This window comes from Bradyrhizobium sp. Ash2021 (assembly GCF_031202265.1).
Lineage (GTDB): Bacteria > Pseudomonadota > Alphaproteobacteria > Rhizobiales > Xanthobacteraceae > Bradyrhizobium.
Genome location: NZ_CP100604.1, coordinates 7,976,695 through 8,002,799 on the forward strand (window position 1 = coordinate 7,976,695; position 26,105 = coordinate 8,002,799).

General features: G+C 63.5%; 21 protein-coding genes and 1 pseudogene. 12 read left to right on the top strand and 10 right to left on the bottom strand.

The annotated features are described in order from the left end of the window. Positions 1 to 18: 18 nt before the first annotated feature. Positions 19 to 1,482, top strand: coding sequence for a YcjX family protein (locus NL528_RS38465; RefSeq protein ID WP_309179548.1), 1,464 nt, complete (start codon positions 19 to 21; stop codon positions 1,480 to 1,482). Further along, complete coding sequence (locus NL528_RS38470; protein ID WP_309179549.1) at positions 1,479 to 2,510, top strand: TIGR01620 family protein; 1,032 nt, start codon at positions 1,479 to 1,481, stop codon at positions 2,508 to 2,510. The genes NL528_RS38465 and NL528_RS38470 overlap by 4 nt, the downstream gene beginning before the upstream one ends. 336 nt (positions 2,511 to 2,846) lie before the next feature. Here the strand turns inward: NL528_RS38470 and NL528_RS38475 are convergent, their stop codons facing one another. From NL528_RS38475 to NL528_RS38485, 3 genes and pseudogenes are all read right to left on the bottom strand, one after another. Beyond that, positions 2,847 to 3,371 carry a hypothetical protein gene (locus NL528_RS38475; protein WP_309179550.1) on the bottom strand — a complete coding sequence of 175 codons (525 nt, stop codon included), beginning with the start codon at positions 3,369 to 3,371 and terminating at the stop codon, positions 2,847 to 2,849. Positions 3,372 to 3,774: 403 nt separating this feature from the next. Continuing rightward, positions 3,775 to 4,254, bottom strand: coding sequence for a zinc ribbon domain-containing protein (locus NL528_RS38480; protein WP_309185181.1), 480 nt, complete (start codon positions 4,252 to 4,254; stop codon positions 3,775 to 3,777). A gap of 54 nt (positions 4,255 to 4,308) precedes the next feature. Then, positions 4,309 to 5,892: pseudogene (locus tag NL528_RS38485) on the bottom strand (glycosyltransferase family 39 protein); the annotation flags it as partial. 141 nt (positions 5,893 to 6,033) lie between these two features. On the opposite strand from NL528_RS38485, the gene NL528_RS38490 reads away from it, so the two are divergent. From NL528_RS38490 to NL528_RS38510, 5 genes are all read left to right on the top strand, one after another. Continuing rightward, positions 6,034 to 7,767, top strand: a complete 1,734-nt coding sequence (locus NL528_RS38490; RefSeq protein ID WP_309179551.1) for an adenylate/guanylate cyclase domain-containing protein — start codon at positions 6,034 to 6,036, stop codon at positions 7,765 to 7,767. Positions 7,768 to 8,111: 344 nt separating this feature from the next. Further along, entirely contained in the window at positions 8,112 to 8,366 is a 255-nt protein-coding gene (locus NL528_RS38495; RefSeq protein ID WP_309179552.1) for a hypothetical protein, read from the top strand. A gap of 187 nt (positions 8,367 to 8,553) precedes the next feature. Continuing rightward, on the top strand, positions 8,554 to 9,753 hold the full coding sequence (locus tag NL528_RS38500; protein ID WP_309179553.1) for a molybdopterin-dependent oxidoreductase: 1,200 nt from the start codon (positions 8,554 to 8,556) through the stop codon (positions 9,751 to 9,753). Positions 9,754 to 9,764: 11 nt separating this feature from the next. Beyond that, complete coding sequence (locus NL528_RS38505) at positions 9,765 to 10,076, top strand: cytochrome c (RefSeq protein WP_309179554.1); 312 nt, start codon at positions 9,765 to 9,767, stop codon at positions 10,074 to 10,076. Positions 10,077 to 10,579: 503 nt separating this feature from the next. Further along, positions 10,580 to 10,780, top strand: a complete 201-nt coding sequence (locus NL528_RS38510; protein WP_027539571.1) for a cold-shock protein — start codon at positions 10,580 to 10,582, stop codon at positions 10,778 to 10,780. 322 nt (positions 10,781 to 11,102) lie between these two features. Here the strand turns inward: NL528_RS38510 and NL528_RS38515 are convergent, their stop codons facing one another. Both NL528_RS38515 and NL528_RS38520 read right to left on the bottom strand, forming a co-directional pair. Then, positions 11,103 to 11,741, bottom strand: a complete 639-nt coding sequence (locus NL528_RS38515) for a hypothetical protein (RefSeq protein WP_375143934.1) — start codon at positions 11,739 to 11,741, stop codon at positions 11,103 to 11,105. Positions 11,742 to 11,843: 102 nt separating this feature from the next. Beyond that, positions 11,844 to 12,308: an Lrp/AsnC ligand binding domain-containing protein gene (locus tag NL528_RS38520; protein WP_309179555.1), complete on the bottom strand. Its 465-nt coding sequence runs from the start codon at positions 12,306 to 12,308 to the stop codon at positions 11,844 to 11,846. A 110-nt stretch (positions 12,309 to 12,418) separates the two neighbouring features. Between NL528_RS38520 and putA the strand changes: the two genes are divergently transcribed. Next, the gene (gene putA / locus NL528_RS38525; RefSeq protein ID WP_309179556.1) at positions 12,419 to 15,430 is read left to right on the top strand and encodes a bifunctional proline dehydrogenase/L-glutamate gamma-semialdehyde dehydrogenase PutA; all 3,012 of its coding nucleotides are present in this window, start codon (positions 12,419 to 12,421) and stop codon (positions 15,428 to 15,430) included. Between the two features lie 245 nt (positions 15,431 to 15,675). Beyond that, complete coding sequence (locus tag NL528_RS38530; RefSeq protein WP_309179557.1) at positions 15,676 to 16,881, top strand: CoA transferase; 1,206 nt, start codon at positions 15,676 to 15,678, stop codon at positions 16,879 to 16,881. Between the two features lie 451 nt (positions 16,882 to 17,332). Here the strand turns inward: NL528_RS38530 and NL528_RS38535 are convergent, their stop codons facing one another. The 5 genes from NL528_RS38535 to NL528_RS38555 all read right to left on the bottom strand — a co-directional run bounded on the left by NL528_RS38535 (position 17,333) and on the right by NL528_RS38555 (position 23,038). Beyond that, positions 17,333 to 17,500: a hypothetical protein gene (locus tag NL528_RS38535; protein ID WP_309179558.1), complete on the bottom strand. Its 168-nt coding sequence runs from the start codon at positions 17,498 to 17,500 to the stop codon at positions 17,333 to 17,335. A 25-nt stretch (positions 17,501 to 17,525) separates the two neighbouring features. Further along, on the bottom strand, positions 17,526 to 18,950 hold the full coding sequence (locus NL528_RS38540; RefSeq protein WP_309179559.1) for an MFS transporter: 1,425 nt from the start codon (positions 18,948 to 18,950) through the stop codon (positions 17,526 to 17,528). A 97-nt stretch (positions 18,951 to 19,047) separates the two neighbouring features. Next, complete coding sequence (locus tag NL528_RS38545) at positions 19,048 to 20,283, bottom strand: flavin-dependent oxidoreductase (protein ID WP_309179560.1); 1,236 nt, start codon at positions 20,281 to 20,283, stop codon at positions 19,048 to 19,050. Positions 20,284 to 20,368: 85 nt separating this feature from the next. Further along, positions 20,369 to 21,943 (bottom strand): hypothetical protein, encoded by a 1,575-nt coding sequence (locus NL528_RS38550; RefSeq protein ID WP_309179561.1) that lies wholly within the window; start codon positions 21,941 to 21,943, stop codon positions 20,369 to 20,371. Positions 21,944 to 22,033: 90 nt separating this feature from the next. Next, a complete protein-coding gene (locus NL528_RS38555; protein WP_309179562.1) occupies positions 22,034 to 23,038 on the bottom strand; it encodes a hypothetical protein in 1,005 nt (334 codons plus the stop codon). A 253-nt stretch (positions 23,039 to 23,291) separates the two neighbouring features. Between NL528_RS38555 and NL528_RS38560 the strand changes: the two genes are divergently transcribed. The 3 genes from NL528_RS38560 (at position 23,292) to NL528_RS38570 (ending at position 25,285) form a co-directional block, all read left to right on the top strand. Further along, entirely contained in the window at positions 23,292 to 23,666 is a 375-nt protein-coding gene (locus NL528_RS38560) for a cyclic nucleotide-binding domain-containing protein (protein WP_309179563.1), read from the top strand. Continuing rightward, the gene (locus tag NL528_RS38565; RefSeq protein WP_309179564.1) at positions 23,663 to 24,475 is read left to right on the top strand and encodes an MBL fold metallo-hydrolase; all 813 of its coding nucleotides are present in this window, start codon (positions 23,663 to 23,665) and stop codon (positions 24,473 to 24,475) included. Before NL528_RS38560 ends, NL528_RS38565 begins: the two co-directional genes overlap by 4 nt. 195 nt (positions 24,476 to 24,670) lie before the next feature. Next, on the top strand, positions 24,671 to 25,285 hold the full coding sequence (locus NL528_RS38570) for a glutathione S-transferase family protein (RefSeq protein WP_309179565.1): 615 nt from the start codon (positions 24,671 to 24,673) through the stop codon (positions 25,283 to 25,285). The last annotated feature ends 820 nt before the right edge of the window (positions 25,286 to 26,105 follow it).

A 26,105-nucleotide genomic window follows, 5' to 3' on the forward strand; every position in this document is an offset into this window, starting at 1 on the left:
CGCGAGTGCCGCCCCCGCATGCCCCCCCGTATTCAGGATATTATCGAGGAAGCGCGCCTGTCGGCGCGGGCCCTGCTGGACTACGGCGACAGTCTGTTCAATCCGACGGTGCGGCTCGGCGTCACCGGGCTGTCGCGCGCCGGCAAGACCGTGTTCATCACGGCGCTGATCCACGGCCTGACCCGCGGCGGCCGTTTTCCGGTGTTCGAGCCCTACGCGACCGGGCGGATCGCCCGCGCCCGGCTGGAGCCGCAGCCCGACGACGCGGTGCCGCGGTTCGACTATGAGAACCACGTCCGCACCCTGATCGAGGAGCGGCACTGGCCGAACTCGACCGTCGATATCTCCGAGTTACGGCTGGTGATCGACTACCAGCGGCAAAACGGCGCCGACCGCACGCTGACCCTCGATATCGTCGACTATCCCGGCGAATGGCTGCTCGATCTGCCCCTGCTCCACAAGAGCTATGAACAATGGTCCGCCGAGAGCCTTGCGCTGTCGCGCGAGGGGCCGCGCGCAAAACTGGCGGTGCCGTGGCATGACCATCTGAAGACGCTGAGCGCCGAGGGCCGCGAGGACGAACAGGCGACGCGCGCGGCCGCAAAACTGTTCACGGATTACTTACGCGCCTGCCGCGACGAGCGCTTTGCGATGAGCCTGCTGCCGCCCGGCCGCTTCCTGATGCCGGGCAATCTGGCCAATACCCCGGCGCTGACCTTTGCGCCGCTGGACGTGTCAGCCGACGGCACCGCACCGGACGGTTCGCTGTGGGCGATGATGCGGCGGCGCTACGAGGCCTACAAGGACGTCGTGGTTCGTCCGTTCTTTCGCGATCATTTCGCGCGGCTCGATCGCCAGATCGTGCTGGTCGATGCGCTCGCCGCCTTCAACGCCGGGCCCGAAGCGCTGCACGATCTGGAGGCGGCGCTGACCGGCATTCTCGATTGTTTCCGGATCGGTCGCAGCACGCTGTTCAGCAACCTGTTCCGGCCGCGGATCGACCGCATCTTGTTCGCGGCCACCAAGGCCGACCATCTGCACCATTCGAGCCACGACCGCCTCGAAGCGGTGCTGCGGCGCGCGGTCGCCAAGGCCGCCGATCGCGCCGAACATACGGGAGCCGCGATCGACGTCGTGGCGCTGGCCGCCGTGCGCGCCACCCGCGAGGCAACCGTCGCACGCGGCCGGGACAAATTGCCCTCGATCCTCGGGATGCCCGCGCCCGGCGAAATCGCCGATGGCGAGACGTTCGACGGCAACACCGAGGTCGCGACCTTTCCTGGCGATCTGCCCAGCGACCCCGAAGCGCTGTTCAAGGGCGAGTTTCGCGGCCTCTCCAGCACGCCTTCCGAAAAGGCCGATTTCCGCTTCCTGCGGTTCCGGCCGCCGCAGCTCGAACGCGACAGCGAGGACGAGCCGGCCTTGCCTCACATCCGCCTTGACCGCGCCCTCCAGTTCCTGATCGGAGACAGACTGCAATGAGCGAGAAAACGTCTCATCGGCGGCCGGCGACCTTCAAGCTCGACGATCCCGGCGTGATCGTGGTGGACCCCGATGACACCGGCCGCCCCGCCCGCGGCACGGTCCAGATCACCAAGGAACCCGACCCCGCGCTGCTGCCGGTGCCGATCGACGCGCCGCTGCTCCCGGTGCGGCGCGGCCTTCGCTGGGGTGCGGTGTTCTGGGCCGCAGTCGCAGGGCTGGTGCTGCTCGGCTCCGGACTCGGCGTCGTCAACCTGATCGAGGATCTGTTTGCGCGCAGCGAAAGCCTCGGCTTCCTCGGGCTGGCGTTTTCGTCGGTTGCCGCACTGGCGCTGACCGTCGTGATCGCGCGCGAGGCCTTCGGACTGGCGCGGCTTGCCACCATCGAAAAACTGCATCTGCGCGCCGCAGAGGTGCTGCTCAGCGACGACCGCGCCGCCAGCCGGGCCATCGTCGGCGATCTGCTCAAGCTGGCGCACCAGAACCCGCAACTGGCGCGCGCCCGCGCATCGCTGCAGGGCCATACCGACGACATCATCGACGGCGCCGACATGATTAAGCTGGCGGAACGCGAATTGATGTCACCGCTCGATCAGGAGGCGCGGCGGCTGGTGTCATCAGCGGCGCAGCGGGTTTCCATCGTGACCGCCGTGAGCCCACGCGCGCTGTTCGACGTCCTGTTCGTGTTCGTGGCGTCGCTGCGCATGATCCGGCAACTGGCGCGGCTCTATGGCGGGCGGCCGGGCACGCTCGGCATGATCCGCCTGATGCGCCACGTCATCGGCCATCTTGCCATCACCGGCGGCATGGCGGCCAGCGACAGCCTGATCCAGCAGATGCTCGGCCACGGCATCGCCGCAAAACTCTCGCAGCGGCTCGGCGAGGGCATGCTGAACGGATTGCTGACGGCGCGGCTGGGCCTCGCCGCCATCGACGTCACCCGCCCGCTGCCGTTCACCGCCCTGCCGCGCCCGGCGCTCGCCGACCTCGCCAGGGATTTGCTGCGCAAGCGCGAGGAAGAGGAGTGAGGTTCAGACGATGCCAATCGCAACGCCCTCTCCCCTTGTGGGAGAGGGCAACTGCGGCGCCGACAACCAACTCGCTTGGGTGAGGGGTTCGCTCAACAGGCACTTTCTTCGCGGAGAGAGACCCCGCATCCGGCAGCCTTCGCTTAGCCGATGCAAAGCATCGGCGTTAATTTTGACGGCGGCCAAAGGCCGCCTAATGCACCTTCTCCCACAAGGCGAGAAGGTTTACTCCATAGCGGTTTATATGGCGTCCTGTCCTGAGATGAAGGCTTCGCAACCTTCACTCAAGACAGGAGCGTCCCGTGGCTGACGAAAGCCATCGTTGCGCCGTAGATGCTATTGCTGGCGCGCGCCGACAGTCCCCGGTTCGCCGTCAGCCGTAATTTCGAGGGTAAATCGACCAAAACCTGCCGGTTTGGCTTCCCATCTGTCGGCCTTTCCTGATAGTGCGGCAAGGGTGCCGGAAGCGAACTTGATCAGCCCTTTTCCAGAGGCTTCGATACCGGCGGGTTTGCCATCCTTCATGATAGTGGACCCTGTACCCTCGGTGAGTTGGGTAACCGCGAGCCCCCCGGCCACCCGGATAATTCCGCCGCCAGACAGATACGTTCCTTGAGGGCCATCCCACTGACTGGTCGAAGACCCTGAGTACAGTGCGCCTTTCAGCAGTCCGTCCGCACCAAGGCAAGAATATTGGACACTGCGGAGCAGGTGCCCATCCTTGTCACCGATGGGGTCCGAGCTTACCGCGCCAACAACGCCGCATTCAAGTCGCCCGACCGTTTCCGCCAGCGCAAATCCGGTTGCGCCGATCAAGCCGAGACTGGAACACACAACCGTAACCACGAAATGCTTGTTCATTGAAGTCTCCTCTAAACGCGTGCGCGAGCGCACTCGATGCATCGAGTGCCGCAGAACAGCCAAAAAAGTAGTGGCCTATTGAGGCTTAGTGCCCGCCGGTGGCTCTGACGCTGCCGCTAAAATGGGGACCTCGGCACGTCCGCTGTGGCAGCTCCCAGAAAGTAGCACCGAACCATACACCTCCAGAAAGGATACCGGAAGAAGCGCCTGGTGAGAATTTCACAATGGATGAGAAGCGGCCCGCTCGTTCTGGCGCACGCCACAACAATCGCTGCGCCATGTGGCGCGCTCCACAGCTCCAGTCTTCGCAAATCGTTGTTCAGTCCTTAGTGGTGATCCACGTTCGGGCGGTGCTCCCCAGGGACCACCCATTGTGACCACCTCCAACCTCACTGGTTGAGGTTCATTCGCGATTAAGGATTTTTCGCAAACGCCCCCAGCTCTCCTCTGGTAGTTGCTTGATGACTTTTATTAGGGCGTCATCTCCGCTCCCAAGTACGTTTGCTAAAATCTCGGTCTTGTGTTCCTCACCGTCGCGCACCTCATCTTCGTCTAAGTCCATGCCACGAACAATGGCACCAACCCGTAGCGATTCATTGAGAGTAATCTCGAAATCCAAACGGAAGGACTGACCACATGACTGGCACACCGCGGCTCCCATCAAGTTCAATGCACCACACTTATCGCAGGACTTGAACGCCTGATGAGGTCGAGGCGGAAATTCGTGACCGCACTCCGCGCATGCAATTGCATCGCGGGGATTTTGGGCCTCGCAGGTCGGACATGTCTTCTTTGTAGGAGGCCGGCCTTCCGCCCTCGCAGTCGGGCTCATCTCGCGTTCAACTCTGCGTGCCCATTCTTCAAGAATTCTGTGCGTAGGCATCACGACGTAGGCGCGAGAGTAGTCATCGTCTCCCAAGCTGCGCACGACACGCCCCACCGCCTGCCGGGAGAAGGAGAAGGCCAGCACGCGCCAGCGAAACAGCGGTGACTCCGGCGGCGGCGAAAGCTCCGGCGTCCAGCCGGTCAGTTTTTCCAGCGCGTAGGTATCCATCACGACCCCGCGCCAGCTTCGCTCGACCCGCTCCAGCGGTAGCCGCTCCGCCTTGATCTCGTTCCACAGCGGCAGGCGGTTGTCGGGCTCGCGCGCAACGTAAAGGCCAGGATGATCCTTGATCCGGTCCATGCCGGGATCGGCAAAGCCCTGGAAGCGACCGCGCTCGTTGATCTGGACGACGGGAACACGGCCGTTGAAGTGCCAACGCAGCATCGCATAAGTGCGATAATCCGTGGTTGCGATCCAGGTCGCGCCGGTTCTCTTCAACTGATCCCGTGCGCGCGCCGCGACCTGCTCGTATCCCGCCTCGCCGCCGACCGGATCGGTCCGGCCGATCAGATTCCAGGGTGCGGCGACGTAGTAGAAGAACACGCCGACGACAAAGGCGATGCCGGAAATCACGGCCACCCTCGCCCACCACAACGTCGACTGGATGATCCATTCCGACCATTTTTCGCGCGGCAGCACCGCCAGATTGATGGCGGCGGCGGCAAAGCCGGCGAGCCAGAGGAACATCGGCCAGGTGTCGCCGACCCGCAGCGTCAGCGATTTCCAGCAGAAATACAGGAAGGGGACCAGCACCGATGTCGACAGCAGGATCGCGACCGGCTCGCGCCTGCGATAACCACGCCACGCTGTCAGCGTCACGCCCGACAATACCACCGGGAGCATCACGAACCCGACGAGGCCGAACTGCAGGCCGATAAATTCGCCCACCGTGCGCAGCGACACATCATGGGTCGCCACCGCGCGCACGAACTGGAACCGGAACGACGCCCAGTCGTGCTGCTCATTCCAGATCAGCACCGGCGAAAATACGACTACTGCGATCAATGCCGCCACCCAGGGATAAGGGCTGAGCAGCCAGCGCCGGCGCCAGTCCGGCACCAGCGCGAACGCCAGCACCGCCGGCACCAGCATGACCGCGGTGAATTTCGAGAGCAGCGCCAGCCCCGCGAACAGGCCGGCCGCGAGCCACCAGCGCGGATTGCCACTCTCGGTGAGCCGGACCAGCGCCCACAGCATCGCGACCGCAAACGGGATCATCGCGGTGTCGGGCGACACTTTCGCCATCAACAGCCCGTAATACAGCGCCGCCTCCGGCATCAGCACCGCGAACACCACCGCGCGAACATCATGGGTGACACGGCGGACGATATCGGCGAGCAGCAGCTGCGTGACCAGCATCGCCAATATGCCGGCAAACCGCACGCCGAGACTGGTATCGCCGAAGATCGCGGTGCCGAAGCGGATGAACCAGGCGATCATCGGCGGATGATCGAGGAAGGACAGCGCGCTCTCCTTCGACCAGGTCCAGTAATAGGCCTCGTCGGTGCGCAGATCGAGCACATGGGCGTAGATCAGCCGCATCAATGTCAGCACCGCGACCAGCGACACCACGGCCAGCAGCTGCCGGAAAGCAGGGCTGTCCGGTTTCACGCGTCCGTTATCGGGCGGGGCCATCGTCACGGCGCTTTCTCCTCGAAGCCTCGGGGGGTGTCAACGTGCCGCGGAGGAAAATGGTTGATCGCCGGGAGGACCCTGGAGGGTATTCACCACGGGAATTAAACAATACTATCGCCGATACTGTATTACATGGTTCGCATGGCCGAATTTTCTAGAGAGCAACTGGCGACGTTGGTCCGCGGCATCAGTCTGCGGCAAATCCGTCTTGCCAGCGGCATGGTGCTGTTCGCCTATCTCGTCAGCCATTTCCTCAATCATGCGCTTGGCAATATCTCGATGGAGGCCCTGGCCATCGGCGTCCATTGGCACATCCTGTTCTGGCAATTCCCGCCGGTCGGGATCGTGTTCTATGCCTGCTGCCTCGTTCACACCGCGCTCGGCATCTGGGCGCTGTATCAACGCCGCCAGTTCCACTGGAAAGCGATCGAGCCGCTGCAGCTGGTGCTGGGGCTGAGCATTCCGGCGCTGATCATCACCCACATTGTCGGGGTGCGGATCGGCCAGGCGCTATACGGACACCAAAAACTCTATCCGCAGGTGTTTTTTGCGTACTGGATCGTGTGGCCGCTCAAGGCGTGGCTGATGTTCGCGGTCATTACCATCGCCTGGGTCCATGGCTGCATCGGCCTCTATTTCTGGCTGCGGATGAAAGCATTTTTCAAGACCGCCGCGCCGTTTCTGCTCGCCGTGGCGGTGCTGATTCCGACGCTGGCGATGCTCGGCCTCTATCAAGGCGGACGAAACGTCGTCGACAACGACAGTCCCGAATGGCGGGCGGAGAATCTCGTGCCGGACAAGGTCGGCACCTGGGCCGAACAGGCCGTATTGAGCGACATCGAGGATTATTTCCTGATCGGCTATCTGGGCCTCATCGTCGTCGTGCTGCTGGCAAAGGGCGCACGCACGATCCACGAGCGCCGCGGCGGCATGGTCAATCTGTCCTACGGCAACGGACGGACCGTTCGGGTGCCGAAGGGGCTGAGCGTGCTCGAGGCAAGCCTGCGCAACAACGTACCCCATGCCAGCGTGTGCGGCGGCCGTGCCCGCTGCTCCACCTGCCGCATCCGCATCATCGGCGACTGCAGCGCGCTCCCGGAGCCTTCGCAGCGCGAGGCTTTTGTGCTCAGCCGGGTCGGGACGACTGACCCCTCCATTCGCCTGGCCTGCCAGTTGCGGCCGACAACCGATCTTTCGTTCTTCCAGCTTTTTCTGCCGCACGCGACGTCGGCGGGCTCGCACGCGTCGAATCCGACCCGGGTCGGCCAGGAGCGCTATCTCGTCAGCATGTTCGTCGACATGCGCGGCTCCACAAAACTTGCGGAAAAGCGGCTGCCGTTCGACACCGTGTTCATCGTCAACCGCTTCCTCGGCGCGGTGTCGCAGGCGGTGATCGAAAGCGGCGGCAGGCCGAACCAGTTCGTTGGCGACGGCATGCTGGCGCTGTTCGGGCTCACCACCGGCCGGCAGGATGCCTGCCGTCAGTCGCTGAAGGCCGCGGCGATGATCGCCGCCAATGTCGATGAGTTGAATCAATTCCTCAGCCATGATTTGCGCGAGCCGATCCGCTTCGGCATCGGCATTCACGGCGGCGAGGTGATCGTCGGAGACATCGGCTACCGCGACCACATGGTGTTCACCGCACTCGGCGACGCCGTCAATGTCGCGGCACGGCTGCAGGACATGACCAAGAGTCTCGCATGCGAGGCAGTCATCTCCGACGAGGTACGCGCCACGGCGGGGTTGCCGGCCGACGCCCTGCCGCAGCAGGAAGTCGCGATCCGCGGCCGCAACGAGCCGATGATCGTGCGCACCGTCGCGGAGGCGCGGGCATTGTCGGCGCTGGTCGCTGGCGAGCAGGTCGAGGCGGCATAAGGGCACCAGCACCGGTCCCATCAACGGGTCCGTCATTGCGAGCGAAGCGAAGCAATCCATCTCGCCGCGCGAAGAAAGAATGGATTGCTTCGTCGCTTTGCTCCTCGCAATGACGCTGAGGGAACGGCAAACACATCGCGACGGCTTGAATCGCCTCCGCTGCCGCTACGTGATCTTTCTCACACCTGAACAAGCATTCAGAAAATTGTCCCCGAACGGAATGCAATTTTCTCGAACCCCCTTTGTTGGGGGTGCGACTGATGGGCGATGGGTAAGACTGGAACTGAAACTGAAACCCGCGCCAAGACGAAACGTTCGAGGCGCATCATTGAAGGAGAACGACCATGCTTCGCAAAGTAACTCTCGCTCTTGTTGCCGCAGCTTCCCTCAGCGCCATGGCGCTGGCTCCGACCGCCGCTTCCGCCAAGCCCTGGGGCGGCGGGTGGGGTGGTGGATGGGGTGGCTATCATCACCACTGGGGCCACGGCTTCGGCATCGGCTTTATCGGCGGCGACGTCGACGGCGGCTGCTACGTGACCCGCCCGGTCATGACGCCGTACGGCTACCGGTATCGCACCGTCAACGTCTGCGGCTACTGATCCAACCGCAGTTCGTCAAGTCCGGGAAGCCCCGGTCGCCTGATGCGGCCGGGGTTTTCGGTTGTGCAACGCAATGTCATACGCACACTGCGAAAGCATGAATTGACTTGGCACCCTGCGATGCGACATCTGCTGGATGAGTTCGGTGATGACCGACTCAAACAGAAAAAGCTTCGGAGGAAGCGCGATGCTCGATAGACGGGAATTGATGAAACGCGCCGGCGTGGCGGCGCTGGTGACGGGCCTGGGTTCGTCGAGGGCACTCGCACTCGATACGGTGACGCTGCCGTTCGACAATGGCGAACGGCCGCTGGTGAGATACCCGCAGAAGCGCCCGATGATCGGCCTGACCAGCCGGCCGCCGCAGCTGGAAACGCCGTTTCCGATCTTCAACGACGGCCCGATCACGCCGAACAACGCGTTTTTCGTCCGCTATCATCTGGCCGACATTCCCTACGATCTCGATCCCGACAAGTTCACGCTGGAGATCAAGGGCAAGGTCGACAAGCCCCAAAAACTTTCGCTGAAAGAGATCAAGAAGCTCAAACCGGTCGAGCTCGTCGCCGTCAATCAATGTTCGGGCAACAGCCGCGGGTTCTTCAGTCCGCGCGTCGCCGGCGGCCAGCTCGCCAACGGCGCGATGGGCAATGCGCGCTGGCGCGGCGTGCCGCTGAAAGCCGTGCTCGATATGGCCGGCGTGCAGCCGGGCGCCAAGCAGGTCACCTTCGGCGGGATGGACGGGCCGGTCAGCGACAGGACGCCCGATTTCGTCAAGGCGCTCGATATCGATCACGCCAGCGACGGCGAGGTGATGCTGGCCTATGGCATGAATGGCGACGACCTGCCGTTCCTCAACGGCTTTCCGCTTCGGCTGATCGTGCCCGGCTATTACGGCACCTATTGGGTCAAACACCTGAACGAGATCACCGTGATCGACAGCGTGTTCGACGGCTTCTGGATGAAATCCGCCTACCGGATTCCGGACACGCCCAACAACAGCGTCGAGCCCGGCACCGCGCCGAAGGCGACGATCCCGATCAACCGTTTCACCGTGCGCTCGTTCATCACCAACGTCACCGACGGCGCCAGGCTCAAGCCGGGCGGCACGACGCTGAAGGGCATCGCGTTCGACGGCGGCAAGGGCATCAAGGAGGTCGCGGTTTCGATCGACGGCGGCAAGACCTGGACGCCGGCAAAACTCGGCAAGGACCTCGGCAAATATTCGTTCCGCGAATGGAAGCTGAAGGTCGCGCTCGCGGCGGGCGCCAGCGAAATCAAGGTGCGCGCCACCAACAATGCCGGCGACACGCAGCCGATGGATCCGTTGTGGAATCCCGCCGGTTATCTGCGCAACGTCGTCGAAACCGTTCGCGTCACCGCGGCGTGAGGACAATGGTCATGAAACATCAGCTTCTCCTCGCGCTCGCCGCCGTCGCAGGCCTCGGTGTCGTTGCGGCCGCCGCGGCGCCCGTGAACTACACGCTTCCGGAAGAAACCGCCGCCTTCAAGCCGGGACCCAATCTCGAAGTGGTGCAGAACAATTGCACCGCCTGTCACTCCGCCGACTACATCAAGACGCAGCCGCAGGGCGAAAAATTCAAAAAGGATTTTTGGGCTGCGGAAGTGACCAAGATGATCAAGGTCTATGGCGCGCCGATCGACGAGGCGGACGTCGGCAAGATCGTCGAGTATCTCGCCGCGACGTACTAAAATCCGGCGGCCGGTCTTCGCTCCTCGTCACCTCTCCCGCTTGCGGGGGGAGCATAGGCCGCCTTCGGCGGCCGTTCTTAGATAGGAACGCCGAAGCAAAGCCTCGGCTATGGCGCGAAGCGCGGCGGGTGGGGGAAACGGCTATCGACCCGACGAGCACGCGGAAACACCCCCACCCAACCCTCCCCCGCAAGCGCGGGAAAGGGAGCGCACCGCCGATGACGCCGGATTATCGCCACCTCATGCGCCCGCCTGCGCGGGCCGGCCGGGCCGGTTTCCGGGCTATGGGGAGCGTCACCCGGCCGCATTTTGGCCGCCTCAAATGATCGCGAAACAGGCAAAAAGGCGGAAATGCGGTGTCATAAACCTCATTTTTGCCAAATCCCCGCTATCGTTTGCGCTACCCAGTTTGCCCCAACCCGCGTATCCTGACCTCGGGCAGGCCGGTGTGTGCGGGGACCGGCGGTCCGTTTTTGTTTTTTGATTCCGCGGAGACGACGTGAATGGCTAAAGGTACGGTGAAGTGGTTCAATCCGACCAAGGGTTATGGTTTCATCCAGCCCAGCAATGGTGGCAAGGACGTTTTCGTTCACATTTCGGCGGTTGAGAAAGCCGGTCTTTCGACGCTTAACGAAGGACAGACCGTCGAGTACGAAGAGATTGCCAATCGCGGCAAGACCTCGGCCGAGAACCTCAAGGTTTAGCGCAAAAGCGCGATCGGCAACGGCGCACTCTCGGACCTGATCCGGGAGTGGGGCTTGAAAAAACTCTCAAAAAACTGTGAGCGTTCGGCGGAGCGAGCACCGCCTTCGCTCGGCTTTCTCTAGACCTGTACGATCGATGCGCCGCGCGATCGCGTCACGGGCAGGTGCCACGCTGTTGTCCGCTGTCCCCGCAGGGCACCTTCTTCGACAACTCCTGAATTTTCCGAACAAGGGCCCTGTCCCGTTCTTCGGACCGTTGCAGAATTTGGCATGAAAACATCGCGCCGGCCCGGGCATTGGTCGACTGGGCGGCGGCGCGCGCTCAGTCTTCGGTAACCCATCGCTCGACCGTCATGACATCCGGCGGCTGCAGATAGCCGCGCGGCCAGAGATCCACGACCCATTGCATCCTGGTCGCGCGCTCGACCAGCACCGCGGTGTTGTGCGGCGTCTGCAGCACCAGCGTGTTGCCGCGATAATGCGGATCGCCCACCACGTGATATTTGAACAGGTGCCATTCCTGCAGCACCAGCAACAGGCTGGTGGTGTTGCGGGTCGTATCCCAGCAATCGAAATTATGCTTGTCGTCGAAGTAGCGGAAATCCGCTTTCGCGACGCGTTTGTTGGTGCCGATGACCGGGCCCATGCGCCGGTCGAACCAGATCACCGCCTTCTGCACCGCCGCGCGCTCGGCCGCGGCCGAGGCGTGGCCAGCCGCCATGATCTGCGTCAGCGCGCTGCGATCGCCGGCGGTGAAATCGAGGATCTCGCGGCGGCGGCAAACAAAGCCATAGCAAACCGTCATGGATTTCGCGGACGGCGGATAGATCGACACCGTGGTGTAGAGCGCCGCGATCGCCGGGCTCATCTCGAGCGCCTTCGCCGGCTGGATGCCGGCCAGCGCCATCACGAATAGCGCGATCGCGCCTGCAAGCCTTATTCGCGTTCCGGCGTTTCTCATGATCCCTGCCATCTGGAAGAAGCCGTCGTAGAATTAACGTAACCGTTTCCCGCTGCCAATGTGCTTGCCGCCGCCTGTGGATCACGCCTCCTCAAGCATCCCTTAGCCGACCGGCAGCGGCGCATCGCGCTTGACCTCTTCCATCACGGCGTAGGTCCGCGTCTCGCGCACGCCCGGCAGCGCCAGCAGGCTCTCGCCGAGGAACCGGCGATAGGCGGTCATGTCGGCGACGCGGGCTTTCACCAGATAGTCGAAGCCGCCAGCGACCATGTGGCACTCCAGCACTTCCGGCGCGGTCTGCACGGCCTTCGCGAACCGCTCGAAGATATCCGGCGTGGTCTTGTCGAGCATCACCTCGACGAATACCAGCAGCCCAAGACCCAGCCGGTGCGGATTGAGCCGGGCGCCATAGCCCTCGATAAACCCGTCGCGTTGCAGCCGCTTCAGCCGCTCGCCGATCGAGGTTGGCGACAGCCCGATCCGCTCGGCCAATTCAACATTGGCAATCCGTCCATCCCCTTGAAGGATAGAGAGGATTTTGCGGTCTATTTTGTCAATATCGTTCATTTATCCGGCTAGTATCTGATTTATCCTAATTTTCTATGGCAAAATGACCAATTTGTCTATCGAACTGCGGTCGGGACCGCAGTAGATTTCGGCAAGGCTCAGGAAATGTCATGCCGGCTGAGACATCACAGCTTCCACCGTTCAGCGCGCCGTACGCACCCGATGACGTCGCGATCGCGGCCCGGCTGCTCGCCACCGCCAAACTGGGCGCCGAGCAGGAGCAAAGAATCGACCGCACGGCGGCGCATCTGATCGCGGCCATCCGCGCCAATGACGATCCCCTGGGCGGCGTCGAAGACATGCTGCGCGAGTTCGCGCTGTCGACCAAAGAGGGCCTGGCGCTGATGGTGCTCGCCGAAGCGCTGCTGCGCGTGCCGGACGCCCGCACCGCCGACCAGTTCATCGAGGACAAGCTCGGCCAGGGCGATTTTGTGCGCCACGAGACCAGGTCCAGCGCGTTCCTGGTCAATGCGTCGGCATGGGCGCTCGGCCTGTCATCCCGCGTGATCCAGCCGGGCGAGACCCCGCAGGGCACGATCGGGCGATTGACCAAACGGCTGGGTGCCCCCGCGGTGCGCGCTGCCACGCGGCAAGCGATGCGGCTGATGGGCAGCCATTTCGTGCTCGGCGAAACCATCGAGGCCGCGCTGGCGCGGGCGCAACCGCATTCTGCGCATCCTCCGCGCTACTCCTTCGACATGCTCGGCGAAGGCGCGCGCACCGCTGATGATGCCGAGCGCTATTTCAACTCCTATGCGCGCGCGATCGAAGCCATCGGCCGCGCCGCCGATGACCGTCCCCTGCCCGACCGGCCCGGCATATCCGTCAAACTTTCCGCCCTGCATCCGCGCTTCGAAGCGGTGAGCGCTTCGCGCGTGATGACGGAACTGGTGCCGCGGCTGATCGAGCTGGCACGGCAAGCCAAGGCCCATGATCTGAATTTCACCGTCGATGCGGAGGAAGCCGACCGGCTGGAACTGTCGCTCGACGTGATCGCCGCGGCCTTCGCGGACACATCGCTCGCGGGCTGGGACGGCTTCGGGCTGGCGATCCAGACCTACCAGAAGCGCGCGCGCGATGTGATCGCGTATGTTGACGATCTGGCGCGCAGTCTGAACCGGCGGATGATGGTGCGGCTGGTCAAGGGTGCCTATTGGGACACCGAGATCAAGCGCGCGCAGGAGCGCGGGCTCGACGGCTATCCGGTGTTCACCCGCAAGGCGATGACGGATCTGAACTACATCGACTGCGCGCAACAATTGTTAGGCTTGCGGCCGCGGCTCTTTCCGCAATTCGCAACGCATAATGCGCTGACGGTCGCGACCATTCTCGAACTCGCCGATGGTGGAAGCGATTTCGAGTTCCAGCGCCTGCATGGCATGGGCGAAGCGCTGTATGCGCAGCTTGGCGAAGACCGCCCCGACATCGCCTTTCGCACCTATGCGCCGGTCGGCAGCCACCGCGACCTGCTGGCCTATCTGGTGCGGCGGTTGCTCGAGAATGGTGCCAACTCGTCCTTTGTCGCACTGGCCGCCGACGAGACGGTACCGGTAGCGGCGCTGCTGCGGCGTCCGGCCGATGTCATCGGCACGGCCGGGAATGCGCGGCATCCGAACATCCCGCTGCCGCGCGATCTGTTTTCGCCGCAGCGAGAAAATTCCCGCGGCATCGAATTCGGCGAGCAGGCGGCGTTGGGCCAACTGATCTCGGCCGTCGCCGTGGAAGCCGCGCCCGCGACGGCAAGCATTGTCGCGGCGACGCCAGCGGATGCCAATGCAGCCATCGCCGCCGCCCGCGCGGGGTTCAGGGCCTGGAGCCGTACACCGGCGGACACACGCGCGAAAATCCTTGAGAGAGCTGCCGACTTGCTCGAACAGCGAAGCCCGCATTTCATCGCGTTGTTGCAACGCGAGGGCGGCAAGACGCTGGACGATGCGCTGTCCGAAGTGCGCGAGGCCGCCGACTTCTGCCGCTACTATGCCGCGCAGGGCAAAAAGCTGTTTGGCGAGAGCGAGGCGATGCCCGGGCCGACCGGCGAGAGCAATGTGCTCGTTCTACGCGGCCGCGGCGTCTTCATCGCGATCTCGCCGTGGAATTTCCCGCTGGCGATCTTTCTCGGCCAGGTCACGGCGGCGCTGATGGCCGGCAACGCCGTGGTCGCAAAGCCGGCCGAGCAGACGCCGTTGATCGCCGCGGAAGCGGTCAGCTTGCTGCACCAAGCCGGCGTGCCCGCTTCCGCGCTGCATCTGGTGCAGGGCGACGGCCGGATCGGCGCTGACCTGGTGGCGCATCGTGACGCCGCGGGTGTCGTGTTCACCGGCTCGACCGAGGTCGCGCGCGCGATCAATCGCCAGCTTGCCGCCAAGGACGGCCCGATCGTGCCGCTGATTGCGGAAACCGGCGGCATCAATGCGATGATCGTCGACGCCACGGCCTTGCCCGAACAGGTCGCCGACGACGTCGTGACGTCGGCGTTCCGCTCCGCCGGACAGCGCTGCTCGGCGCTGCGGCTGCTGTTCGTGCAGGACGACGTCGCCGACCGCGTGATCGAGATGATCGCAGGCGCAGCGCGCGAACTGCGAATCGGCGACCCGTCCGATCCGGCCACCCATATCGGCCCGGTGATCGACATGGATGCAAAAGCGCGGCTGGACGCGCATATCGCGCGGATGAAGCAGGAGGCGCGCGTACATTTCGCGGGCGCAGCGCCAGCTGGCAATTTCGTCGCGCCGCATATTTTCGAATTGTCCGACGCCGGCCAACTCACCGAGGAAGTGTTCGGGCCGGTGCTGCACGTGGTGCGTTACCGCGCCAACCGGCTTGACCAGGTCCTGCAATCGATCGAGCGCTCGGGCTATGGGCTGACGCTCGGCATCCACTCGCGGATCGACGATACCGTCGACGACGTGATCGATGGCCTTCAGGCCGGCAATATCTACGTCAACCGCAACATGATCGGCGCCGTGGTCGGCGTGCAGCCGTTCGGCGGCCATGGCCTGTCAGGCACCGGCCCGAAGGCCGGCGGCCCGCATTATCTGGCGCGCTTTGCGACCGAACAGACGGTGACGGTCAACACCGCGGCGGCGGGCGGTAACGCGGCACTGATGGCGGGCGAGGAGTAGTTCCCGTCGTTGCGAGGAGCGCGAAGCAATCCGGTCTTCGTCCTTCCGGGATGGTGCGTTAGCACCAGACCTCAGGTGCGCAATTGCGCACCTAGTTCGATGCTTCGCACCGCCGCGGAATGACGCCGAGCCCCGTTGCATCGCGCCCCCAACATGGGTCAAATGGCCCTTCATCGGGATCATCACGCGGGATAATTCCAGCCCCCGAAATAAAACCAACAAAACCTCACCGGAGCGACGCCACTATGGAAAAAGGCATTTTTGACGGCCTCAAGGTTCTGGATTGCGCGAGTTTCATCGCAGCCCCCGCGGCCGCCACCGTGCTGTCGGATTTCGGCGCCGACGTGATCAAGATCGAGCCGCCGGGATCGGGCGATCCCTACCGCAATCTGCCGAATCTGCCGGGCTATCCCCATAGCGAGCACAATTTCGCGTGGCTATTGGAAGCCCGCAACAAGAAGAGCCTGGCGCTCGACCTCACAAAACCGGAGGCGCAGGCGGTGCTGTATCGCCTCGTCGCCGAGGCCGACGTCTTCATCACCAACATGCCGCCGCAGGTCCGCGCCAAGTTGGGCATCACCCACGACCATCTGGCGCATCTCAACGACCGCCTGATCTATGCGTCGTTCACAGGTTACGGCGAAAAGGGCGAGGAAGCCAACAAGCCCGGCTTCGACTCCAACGCCTATTGGGCGCGCTCGGGGCTGATGGATCTGGTCCGCGCCGATCAAAATACCACGCCGGCCCGATCGATCGCCGGCATGGGCGATCACCCCTGCGCGATGGCATTTTACGGCGCGATCGTGACCGCGCTCTACAAGCGCGAACGCACCGGCAAGGGGTCGCATGTCAGTTCCAACCTGATGGCCAACGGCGTCTGGGCGGCGTCGGTGCTGGCGCAGGCCAAGCTGGTCGGCGCCAAATTCGGCGAACGGCGCCCGCGCGAGCGCGCGCTGAACGCGGTGACCAACCACTACCAGTGCAAGGACGGGCGCTGGCTGATCCTGTCGCTGCTCAATGAAGACCGGCAGTGGCCGACGCTGGCGCGCTGCCTCGAGCGGGAGGATCTCGTCACCGATCCCCGATTTGCCACCAAGCCCGACCGCCACGCGCGGTCGCTGGAACTGATCAAGATTTTCGACGAGACCTTTGCCACCAAACCGCTGGCCGAATGGCGCAAGATTCTCGACGGCAACGGGTTGGTGTTCGGCGTGGTCGGCATCCTCGACGATATTCCGAACGACCAGCAGATGATCGATAACGAAGTGCTGGTGCCGTTCGAGAACGACACCATGCTGACCATCAGCAGCCCGATCTGGGTCGACGGATCCAAAAAGGTCCAGCCCCGCAAGCCGCCCGGCCTCGGCGAGCACTCCGACGAGATCCTCCGCAATGCCGGTTATGACGAGGCCGCGATTGGCAAGTTGCGGGCCTCCGGCGCGGTGGCTTGATCCACACTGTCGCTTAAACTTTCTTGCTCGCATCAACGGCGGTTTCGTCACCTCTCCCACCCCAACTCGGGTTTACCCGAGTTGGGCATCTCAATTTGTCGAAGTCGGATATATCCGCCGTCGATGGGAGAGGTGGCACCGAGCAAGTGGCGGTCGCTCAATTGCCCGGCAAGCGGCTCAAGCACTACGCCTGAGGCATGATGACTCTAGATCGGAGCGGCCCTCTCGCACATGCTCCGTCATCCCTGCGCAACGGCGAAGCCGTTGCCGCTGGAGGTGCGCGCTTTTGCGCGCCTCGAAGGATGAGTACGGCCCGTGGCGAAGCAAGCGTCTCGAAGGATGGACGCAACACACGGACTCGCGGCCATCCTTCGAGACGCGGCGAAGACGCCGCTCCTCAGGATGAGGTCCGAGATCGCTTCACAGCCTCTCAGGATGACGACTATCCCGCTCATCGATTGAGCCACGCCCAGACGATGCCAAACACGATCACGCCGGCGATGACCGTGAGCGCGATTGCCCAGACGCTGACGCGGACGTCGCCCACCGCCTGCCGTTCCGCCTCGTTTTCCGCGATCTCGCGATTGCGCTGCTTGTTGTCCTGGTCGGAAGAGCTCATCGGCCGGTCTCCGCTCAAGTCCTGGTCAAGACCCGGTTGTCGTCGCCGGCTGCAGTGTAGCATCAAACGATGACGGCTGGTCGGCCGCGCCCTTGCCGCCGCTCATGCCCGCAAGCCGGCTCAGCGAGAATGCCGCCAGCGCCGCGCACAAAGCCGCGATCGCCGCCGCCATGAAGACCGATCCCGTGCTCCATTTCGCGGTCATCAGCGCCCCGCCCACCAAAGGCCCGATGATCGAGCCGGCCCGGCCGATGCCGAGCGCCCAGCCGACCCCGGTGGCCCTGACCGAGGTCGGATAGAACGCAGCCGCGAGCGCGTTGGCGGCGATCTGGCCGCCCACCATGCAAAACCCGGCGACGAAGATCGCCATGGTGACGAAGACCGTCGAATGCCCGAGCTGGCCGATCGCGCCGACCGCGAAAACCGCGATGAAATACACCAGCGCCAGCGCGCGAAACGAGAAGCGGTCGATGACGCTGCCAAGCGCAAAGGCGCCGACCACGCCTCCGACCTGCAGCATTGATCCGATCACCGCCGAGGTGGATACCGAGGCGCCGAGATCGTTGAGCACCGTGGGCAGCCAGTTCGTCAGGAAATAGAGGTCGAGCAGGCTCATGAAGAACACCACCCACAGCAACAGCGTGGGAAGCGTTCGCTTCTCCCTGAAGAGATGCTGCACCGGCATTCCGGCCAGAACCGGTTCATGCACGACGAACTGCGTCGCCGCCGCAAATGCGGCCTTCGGATTGATGAGAGCAAGCAGTTCGGCAACGCGCGCATTGGCGTGCCCGGTCAGCGCCAGGAAGCGCACGGATTCCGGCAGCCGCAGTGCCAGGATCGGCACCAGCAACAATGGCGCAGCGCCGCCAACGACGAACACCGAGCGCCAGCCGAATTGCGGAATCAGCGCCGCCGCCAGCAGGCCACCGAGGGCGGCGCCGAGCGAAAAGCCGCAAAACATGATCATCACCATGGTGGCGCGGCGGCGTTGCGGGTTGAACTCGGAGGTCATGGCAATGGTATTCGGCATCGCGCCGCCGAGACCGAGCCCGGTCAGAAACCGGATCGCCAGGAGCGCGTTGACGTCCGGGACGAACGCGGTGACCAGCGTGCCGATGCCGAACGCCAGCGTCGAAAAGACGATGATCTTCTTGCGCCCGATACGGTCCGCCAGCGGTCCGAGCGTCAGCGCACCGATCATCAGCCCAAACAGCCCCGCGCTGAACACCGGCCCGAGCGCGGCCTTGGTCAGCCCCCACTCCTTGGCCAGCGAGGGCGCCACAAAGCCGATGGCGGTGGTATCGAAGCCGTCAAGAAGCAAGACTGCCGCGCAGGTCAGCAGCAGCTTGATCTGAAAAACCCCGACCGGCTGCCGATCGATGTAGCCGGCGACATCAAGTGATGCGCCGGCGACATCAAGCGATGCGCCCTGAGACTGAGAATCCGCCATGATCGTCTCTCCCCCAAAAATCCCGGGCCGCGGTTCTTGTCGACCGTCTTGCCGAGCCTAGCGCGAATTCAACTCTTACGGCAGGACTTTCCGGCCCTTACCCGCGCAGTGCTTCCTTCGAATAGCCGGCGATCTGCTTGTAGCCTTCGGAAAGACCGACAAGCTCGTCGCGGCTGATGACGTCCTCGATCGCGCCAAACGGCCGATCGCCGGTGCGCTGAAACACCTCGCGCAGGATCGCATCCGGCGGATTGGTGCGGTTGGTGAGAACGACGCGCGTGGTCGCCTCCAGCCGTTGCTTTTCATAGGCCGCCAGCGCCGCAACCGGATCGGCATGCTCCTTCAGTGCAGAGGTCAGCGCGCGTGCATCGAGGATCGCCTGGCCCGCGCCGTTGGAGCCGCGCGGCACCATCGGATGCGCGGCGTCGCCGAGCAGCGTCACCCGGCCAAAACTCCAGCGCGGCAGCGGGTCCTGATCGACCATCGGGAATTCCAGCACGCTGTCAGCGGCGCGGATCAGGGCGGGCACATCGAGCCACTCGAAATGCCAGTCGGCGAAAGCGCCGGTGAAATCATCGAGCGAACCGGCCCGGTTCCAGTCGCGCTTGCGATAGGTCGGGGTTTCGATTTCGGCGACCCAGTTGACGAGTTGCAGTCCATCCGCGCCTGCGGCGCGGATCGGATAGACCACCATCTTGCCATGCGCCAGCCAGCCGGCGCGTACCATGCTGGCGCCCGACAGTATCGGCTTCCAGCGCGTCACGCCGCGCCACATGTTGACGCCGGAATAGCGCGGCTCGCCCTCGTTCGGGAAAAACTGCTTGCGAAGCGCGGAATTGATGCCGTCGCAGGCGATCGCAACGCTGCCGCGCACGGTCGAGCGGTTGGCGCCTCCCGGCCCATCAGAGAACGTCACGGTGACGCCGGCGTCATCCTGTTCGACGCCGACGCAATGATGGTTGGTGAGCAGCCGGTCGGCACCCGCGCGCGCCACGAAAGCATCGAGCAACACCTGCTGCAGGTCGCCACGGTGAATGGAGAATTGGGGATGATCGTAGCCCGCCGCACGACCGAGCGGCTCCTGATAGATCAACTGACCAAAGCGATTGAAGAAGGTCGCGTCCGTGGTCGCGATCGCGACCTTTGCCAGCGCCTGTTCAAGACCGAGTGTCGCGAGTTCCCTGGTCGCATGCGGCAGCAGATTGATGCCGACGCCGACCGCCCTGATTTCGGCGGCCGACTCGAAAATGCGGCAGGGAATATTGGCCTCGTGCAGCGCAAGGGCGAGCGTCAGGCCGCCGATGCCGGCGCCGACGATAGTGACTTCGTCCATATTTCCGTCCCTGAAACAATTCGCCGCGATAGAACACGATTAGTAAGTCTACTGTCAATCTGACGAACGGCTACAAAAGGCCAATTTACCGGGAGGTCTTGACGAAACACATCCCCATGCGCGAGGCCTTGCCGGCCGCCTGACAGGCCAGTCCCTCCGCACAGCCCCAAGCGCTGAAACTCTTGTCGTTATCGGCTCCCTTCGCGGATGGCTGATAGCAATGCGCGCCCCAGCCATCGCCGTATTCGGTTCCGGCCAATTCCGCGCTACCGCGCGATTGCGGGCGGCTGGAGAAGCCGCGGGAGTAATCCGGCGGTCTGCCATCCCGCAATGCGGCAAGAATATCGCGGCGGCGGATCTGGTCGCCGAAGAAATGCGGCGAGGCCGGCACGACCGTTGAATTGGAAGGCTTTGCTGCCATCCAGTCGACACCAGGGAAATGGAAGCCGCCGATGCCGCGGGTCTGATGGCAGCCCGAACAGGTGATGTCGTTCAGCCTCCGCTCGAAACCGCCGACCGAGCGGATGTTTTGCAGCTTCACCCCATCAGCCGCCGCCTTCCTCAGCGCGGCCACGACGTCGCTCTCCGCAAAGACGGGCTTGGCCTCAGCCCCCTCGCCTTGCAACAGACCAAACTCCGGCTGCAGCGCGGAAGTATCAAATCCAACCGGCGTCGGCGCGATCGCGCCGGTGGCCAGGAACTTTTCCGGGATCAGGATCGTACCGCGGTCGAGCTCGCCAAAATGCCTGGGGTCGAGCAGCCAATTCTTGAAATCGCGCCTGAGGCTGTCATCGGCCAGAATCCGGTTGCGGTCGATCTGGTTCTCCATCGGCGCTTCCTCGAAGCGCTGCGCCTGCGCATTGTAGTTGAACACCTTCAACAAATAGTCGGTGCGGAAATCGCGCAGAGCCGATTTCGGCGCGTGCGCGATCTGAAGATTGGTTTCGATGCGGTCAATATTTTCGGGAGCGATCAGATCGAGCGGTCCGTCCTTCGCCAGGAGCTTTTCCGCAAGCGCCGGGCCCGTCAGCGACAACTCGCCGGCGGCGAGCCAGCGGCGCGCGATCTCGGAGCACGTGATCGCTGCACCGCTGTGGTCGATTCCGAGACCGCCTTTGGCCTTCAGCACGAGATTCAGCGTCATCGGCAGGCGCTGCGATACCGCGTTTTCGCCGATCAAAGGCACATCCGTGCGGGTCAAACGATAGATCAGCCGGATCTCGCCGCAACTCGCTTCGGACACGTAAGCACGGTCCATCCGGTTGACGATGCCCGACAGCACGAAACGCGTGTCGGGGGAGTAAAGTTGAGTGCGGTCGAGTAATTGGAAATCAAAGCCGTCGCCGACGCCGATGGTTTCGTTCGGCATGTCAGCCTTGTGCCTGGCGATGTATCGATCGAATTCGCCGTCGATCGCCTGGCGGACCGGAACCATCGACGGCCACGCGAACAACTGGCTGTTGGTGAGCGGGATATTGGATGATCGCATCGGCAGCAGCATGCCGCTGAGGCCAAATCGTTCGCGGTCGAGTTCGCGCAGCGCTGCGGGATCGATGATTGCCACCCCGCGCTCCAGCGCCGCGGCGGGCGCCGTGCGCGCCGGCAAAGCGCTGCACAGCAGGGCGAACAGGATAACAGGAAATCGCAACGCGCGGCTCATGCCTCACTAACACCGCGCCAACAGACCTATTCAAGTAAAAAGGCGCTTCACATCACGGTGAAGCGCCCTGGTCTTTGGATTTCGCTTAAATCAGCGCGCGACGATCAGGCCCTTGCTGGTCACGACCACCCAGCGGCCGTCCTGCTTGCGGATCGCGTCGACCCGGCCGACGCCCGGGATGGGATCGCCGGCATAGACTTCATAGATGCCGCGCCGGCTTTCGATCAGCGCGCCGCCATTGGCGACGTCGCGCAGTGTCCAGCCCTCAACGGTCGGCAACCTGCCGACTTCAGTCTTGGCCAGAGCCGCTGCGGCCGTTGCCGGCGGCGTTACCGATCCCGTGACTTCCTTTGCCGCGACAGAGTTCGCCGCCGCAACGGCGGCCGGCGGCGTGGCGCGGAGCTTGTCCACGGCCTCGCTGAGTTTTGCGAGTTTGGCGGCCGGCTCGGCCTGCGCCTTCTCGACCTTGTCGAGGCGATCGCTGGTCTTGTTGAACTGGCTCATCCCAATCTTGGACGTATGTTCGACGCTGGCCTTCAACGCGACGATATCGGCATCGATCCGCGTCACCGAGGCTTCCAGCGCGCTGTCTTTCGCTACCGCCTGCTCGCCGCCGAGAAAATGCCCGAGGCCCGCGGTTGCCAGAGCGCCGCCGAGCCCACCCGCTACCGTCGCCAGCGCCACTACGGCCGCCATCGCAGCCATCCGGGGCTTGCCCGATGGCTCGGCGCTCTTCTCGGCTTCCGGCTTTGAACCTGTGCGGTCGCCGTTCCAGGTGCGATCGCCTGGGGACATGATCATGAGCTTGCCGGGGAAGCGCGGCGCCTCCGGCCTGGCTTCCTCAGGCTTCGAAGCCTCGACCTTGGGAGCCTCGACCTTGGGAGCCTCGACCTTGGGAGCCTCGATCTTGGGAGCCTCGACCTTGGGAGCGTCCGGCTTGGGACCGGTCTCTTCCTGTTCCGGCGCGAGCAGCGGGGACTCGACATTGGCCTGCGCCGCTACCGGCGCGCTTGCCGGGGACACGTCAGGAGCGGCCGGCCCGGCGCCAACGAGACCGGATTCACCGCTGATGGGCTCGGACTGGTGCTCACTCACGTTCAAATCTCCTGATCAGGTTGACCATTTGGTAACTTTTATTGCTTGCGAAATCGTTACTGCTGAAGGCCTTACCGAAATTTTAGGAACTGATCCGGGCCGGTTCTGGCCCATAACAAGGCGGCGGGGTGGCCTGAGATTTCGTCCCTTGTCCCAATGTTGCCCTGCGGCAATCCCGACAGCTCCGTTTGCGCTGGCCTGTTTCCCGACTAACATGGGCCGACCAACCAGCCAGAAAGGCAGGGCGCGCACCATGGCCATCGAGAAATGCATCAACGAATTTGATGTCGATGACGTCATTTTTGAGGAAGGCTCGACCGGGCGCGAGCTGTTCGTGGTGCTCGAGGGCAAAGTCGAGATCGCCAAGGTCTCGGGCGCCGGCAAGACCGTCATCGTGACGCTCGGCAAGGGTGAGTTCTTCGGCGAGATGGCCGTGATCGACGGCTCGTCCCGTTCGGCGACCGCGATCGCGGCCGCACCACATACCCGCGTGATGCGGATCAACCATGCCCGCTTCGTCTATCTGGTCAGCCAGCAGCCGGCGTTCGCGCTGATGATCATGGACGCGCTCAGCAAACGCCTGCGGGCGTCGAACGCCGTCACCTTCAAAGCCGCAGCGAATTCATGAGCGAGCGCAAACCCAGTCCGTTCAAGATCCTGCTCGATACCGACGCCTGCACGCTGATCCGGGCGGCCGAGGATGTCTACCAGGTCCGCTTTAAGAACCGCGCGGCCAACACCTATCTGGTGCGCGGCAGTTCGCGCACCATCATGATCGACGTCGGCCTGTCGTCGAACTATCCGCATCTCGTGCAATGCCTCAATCACGTCGGCTGCCCGCCCGACAAGATCGACATGGTGGTGCTGAGCCACGAGCATCTCGACCACATCGGCGCGGCCTGGCATTTTTCCGGCCGCACCTTCATCGCCGCGCACCGGCTGGCCGCCAACAAGATCATGCTGCGCGACGACTTTTCGATGCTGCGCAAGATGTTCAACGAGCCGAACGTGCCGATCAATGTCGACATCTGGCTCGAAGAAGGCAATTTGATCGACCTCGGCAATTTCCGTCTCAATGTGATGTACACGCCCGGCCACACCTCGGCCTGCATCTCGCTGTTCGACCAGGACAAGGGGCTGTTGTTCGCCGCCGACACCTTGATGCCCGGCGGCGTGATGGGTGGCGTGTTCGGCTCCGGCAGCATCGCCGACTACATCCAGTCGCTGGAGCGGCTGAAGGGCTTGAATTCCAAGATCCTGCTGTCCGGCCATGGACGTTTGTCCGACACGCCGCAGGAGGACGTACGGATCGCCATCCAGCGCTCGCACACGCTGTTGTCGGACACCGCGCAATTGTTCGACGCGCTGGACGCGCGGGCGAATTTCGAGCCGATCATGCAATCGGTGCGCGACCTCAACAAGCTCGACGATAATTAGAGCGCGCGAGGCGTCGCCGGAGTCCAGGACGTCCTGATTTATTCCCCTATCATCTCTGAATTCTGCACGAGCAGCGGCAAGCTGCGGATCAGAACCATCGGCCGAATGTGATCCATCCATTTGACAAACGCCGCGGCGGCCTGTTCAACGGCAGCAACAACGACGCCTTCGCAAGAAAAAGGGAGAGAGAACAAAATGAAGTTTTACGATTCGATCGGACCGAACCCGCGCATTGTCCGAATGTTCATGGCGGAAAAGGGCATCGACATGCCGAAGCAGGCCGTCGACCTGCGCAAGGGCGAGAATCGCGAGGCCGATCATCTGAAGCGCAATCCGCACGGCCAGATGCCGGCGCTCGAACTCGACGACGGCCATTATCTCTCGGAGGTCACCGCGATCTGCGAATATCTCGAGGAGAAGAATCCGAAGCCGGCGATGATCGGTGAGACGCCGGAGCAGCGCGCCGAGTGCCGGATGTGGACGCGCCGGGTCGACCTCAACATCTGCGAACCGCTCGCCAACGGCTATCGCTTCGGCGAGGCGCTGAAGTTCTTCCAGAACCGGATCCCCTGCGCGCCGGAGGCCTCTCCCGGCCTCAAGATGATCGCGGCCAACCGCCTGCAATGGCTCAACGGCCAGATGGCGGACGGCAGGGAGTATCTGTGCGGCAAGCGTTTTACGCTGGCCGATATCCTGCTCTATTGCTGGCTCGACTTCGGTGGCCAGGTCGGGCAGCCGCTGGACACAGCCAACAGCAACATCGTGGCGTGGATGGCCCGCGTTGCGGAACGGCCGTCGGTGAAGGCGTAACCCTGCAGTCCAGTTCCAGAACAGCCGAAAACACATAGGTGCGCCTGTCCCGCTGCGCGAAGCGCCCGGGTTTTGAAAGGTGTCACCCTCGAAAACGAGGGAGCAGGGAATGCCGGGTGCTTGCTGCACCCGCGGTCTCGTGTGCAAAGATGTGCATCGAAGACGCACACGAGCATACAGGTACAGTCGGAGCAATCCGGCATTCCCCGCGCAATGGCTTTACGGCTTATGCCGTGCTCTCCCCGGCGACGAATTCGTCTTGTCACCGTCGTTGTCGACTCTACGGCTGATCGATCCGGTTGAATCGACGTCGCCACCGACAGCTTGACACCAGCAACGGGTGTCGGGACCACACGGTTTTGCCGTACGCTAACAGCGCCGTTCGTCCTGCGCACTGTTACCGCTCACGAGTTGCCTCGCCCTGCGATCATCTTGCACGCCTGACGCTCTCGCGTCCACCGCATCCCGCTCCGCGTTCGTGACGACGCGCGATCCGCCCCTCTTGTCGGAACGGGACGCGCCGAGATAGCCACTGATTTGGGTCATGCGCAAAGCAGAATATTTTTTCGAAAGAGGCTGGACACGAAGATGAACGGCACGGCTGCTGATTTGCCCGTCGGGCACAGTGGTGACCTGTTCAGCGATAGTCGCAGGTCAGCCTTTGCGCGCGGGTAGATCGCCCTCCCCGCTACCAAAAACTGCATTTTTGTGCGCCTTCCCTCGATCTCGCATGGCTTTCTTCGCTCGAAGGTAGCGGTCGTGCAGTTTTTACATACAGGAAGGCGCTGCTGGCCCATCGGACTCCAGGCCGTGAACCCAT

Coding starts and splice junctions, on each gene's coding strand:
- NL528_RS38465 (WP_309179548.1), top strand. CDS start 19: ATGCCCCCCCGTATTCAGGATATTATCGAGGAAGCGCGCCTGTCGGCG.
- NL528_RS38470 (WP_309179549.1), top strand. CDS start 1,479: ATGAGCGAGAAAACGTCTCATCGGCGGCCGGCGACCTTCAAGCTCGAC.
- NL528_RS38475 (WP_309179550.1), bottom strand. CDS start 3,371: ATGAACAAGCATTTCGTGGTTACGGTTGTGTGTTCCAGTCTCGGCTTG.
- NL528_RS38480 (WP_309185181.1), bottom strand. CDS start 4,254: ATGCCTACGCACAGAATTCTTGAAGAATGGGCACGCAGAGTTGAACGC.
- NL528_RS38490 (WP_309179551.1), top strand. CDS start 6,034: ATGGCCGAATTTTCTAGAGAGCAACTGGCGACGTTGGTCCGCGGCATC.
- NL528_RS38495 (WP_309179552.1), top strand. CDS start 8,112: ATGCTTCGCAAAGTAACTCTCGCTCTTGTTGCCGCAGCTTCCCTCAGC.
- NL528_RS38500 (WP_309179553.1), top strand. CDS start 8,554: ATGCTCGATAGACGGGAATTGATGAAACGCGCCGGCGTGGCGGCGCTG.
- NL528_RS38505 (WP_309179554.1), top strand. CDS start 9,765: ATGAAACATCAGCTTCTCCTCGCGCTCGCCGCCGTCGCAGGCCTCGGT.
- NL528_RS38510 (WP_027539571.1), top strand. CDS start 10,580: ATGGCTAAAGGTACGGTGAAGTGGTTCAATCCGACCAAGGGTTATGGT.
- NL528_RS38515 (WP_375143934.1), bottom strand. CDS start 11,741: ATGAGAAACGCCGGAACGCGAATAAGGCTTGCAGGCGCGATCGCGCTA.
- NL528_RS38520 (WP_309179555.1), bottom strand. CDS start 12,308: ATGAACGATATTGACAAAATAGACCGCAAAATCCTCTCTATCCTTCAA.
- putA (WP_309179556.1), top strand. CDS start 12,419: ATGCCGGCTGAGACATCACAGCTTCCACCGTTCAGCGCGCCGTACGCA.
- NL528_RS38530 (WP_309179557.1), top strand. CDS start 15,676: ATGGAAAAAGGCATTTTTGACGGCCTCAAGGTTCTGGATTGCGCGAGT.
- NL528_RS38535 (WP_309179558.1), bottom strand. CDS start 17,500: ATGAGCTCTTCCGACCAGGACAACAAGCAGCGCAATCGCGAGATCGCG.
- NL528_RS38540 (WP_309179559.1), bottom strand. CDS start 18,950: ATGGCGGATTCTCAGTCTCAGGGCGCATCGCTTGATGTCGCCGGCGCA.
- NL528_RS38545 (WP_309179560.1), bottom strand. CDS start 20,283: ATGGACGAAGTCACTATCGTCGGCGCCGGCATCGGCGGCCTGACGCTC.
- NL528_RS38550 (WP_309179561.1), bottom strand. CDS start 21,943: ATGAGCCGCGCGTTGCGATTTCCTGTTATCCTGTTCGCCCTGCTGTGC.
- NL528_RS38560 (WP_309179563.1), top strand. CDS start 23,292: ATGGCCATCGAGAAATGCATCAACGAATTTGATGTCGATGACGTCATT.
- NL528_RS38565 (WP_309179564.1), top strand. CDS start 23,663: ATGAGCGAGCGCAAACCCAGTCCGTTCAAGATCCTGCTCGATACCGAC.
- NL528_RS38570 (WP_309179565.1), top strand. CDS start 24,671: ATGAAGTTTTACGATTCGATCGGACCGAACCCGCGCATTGTCCGAATG.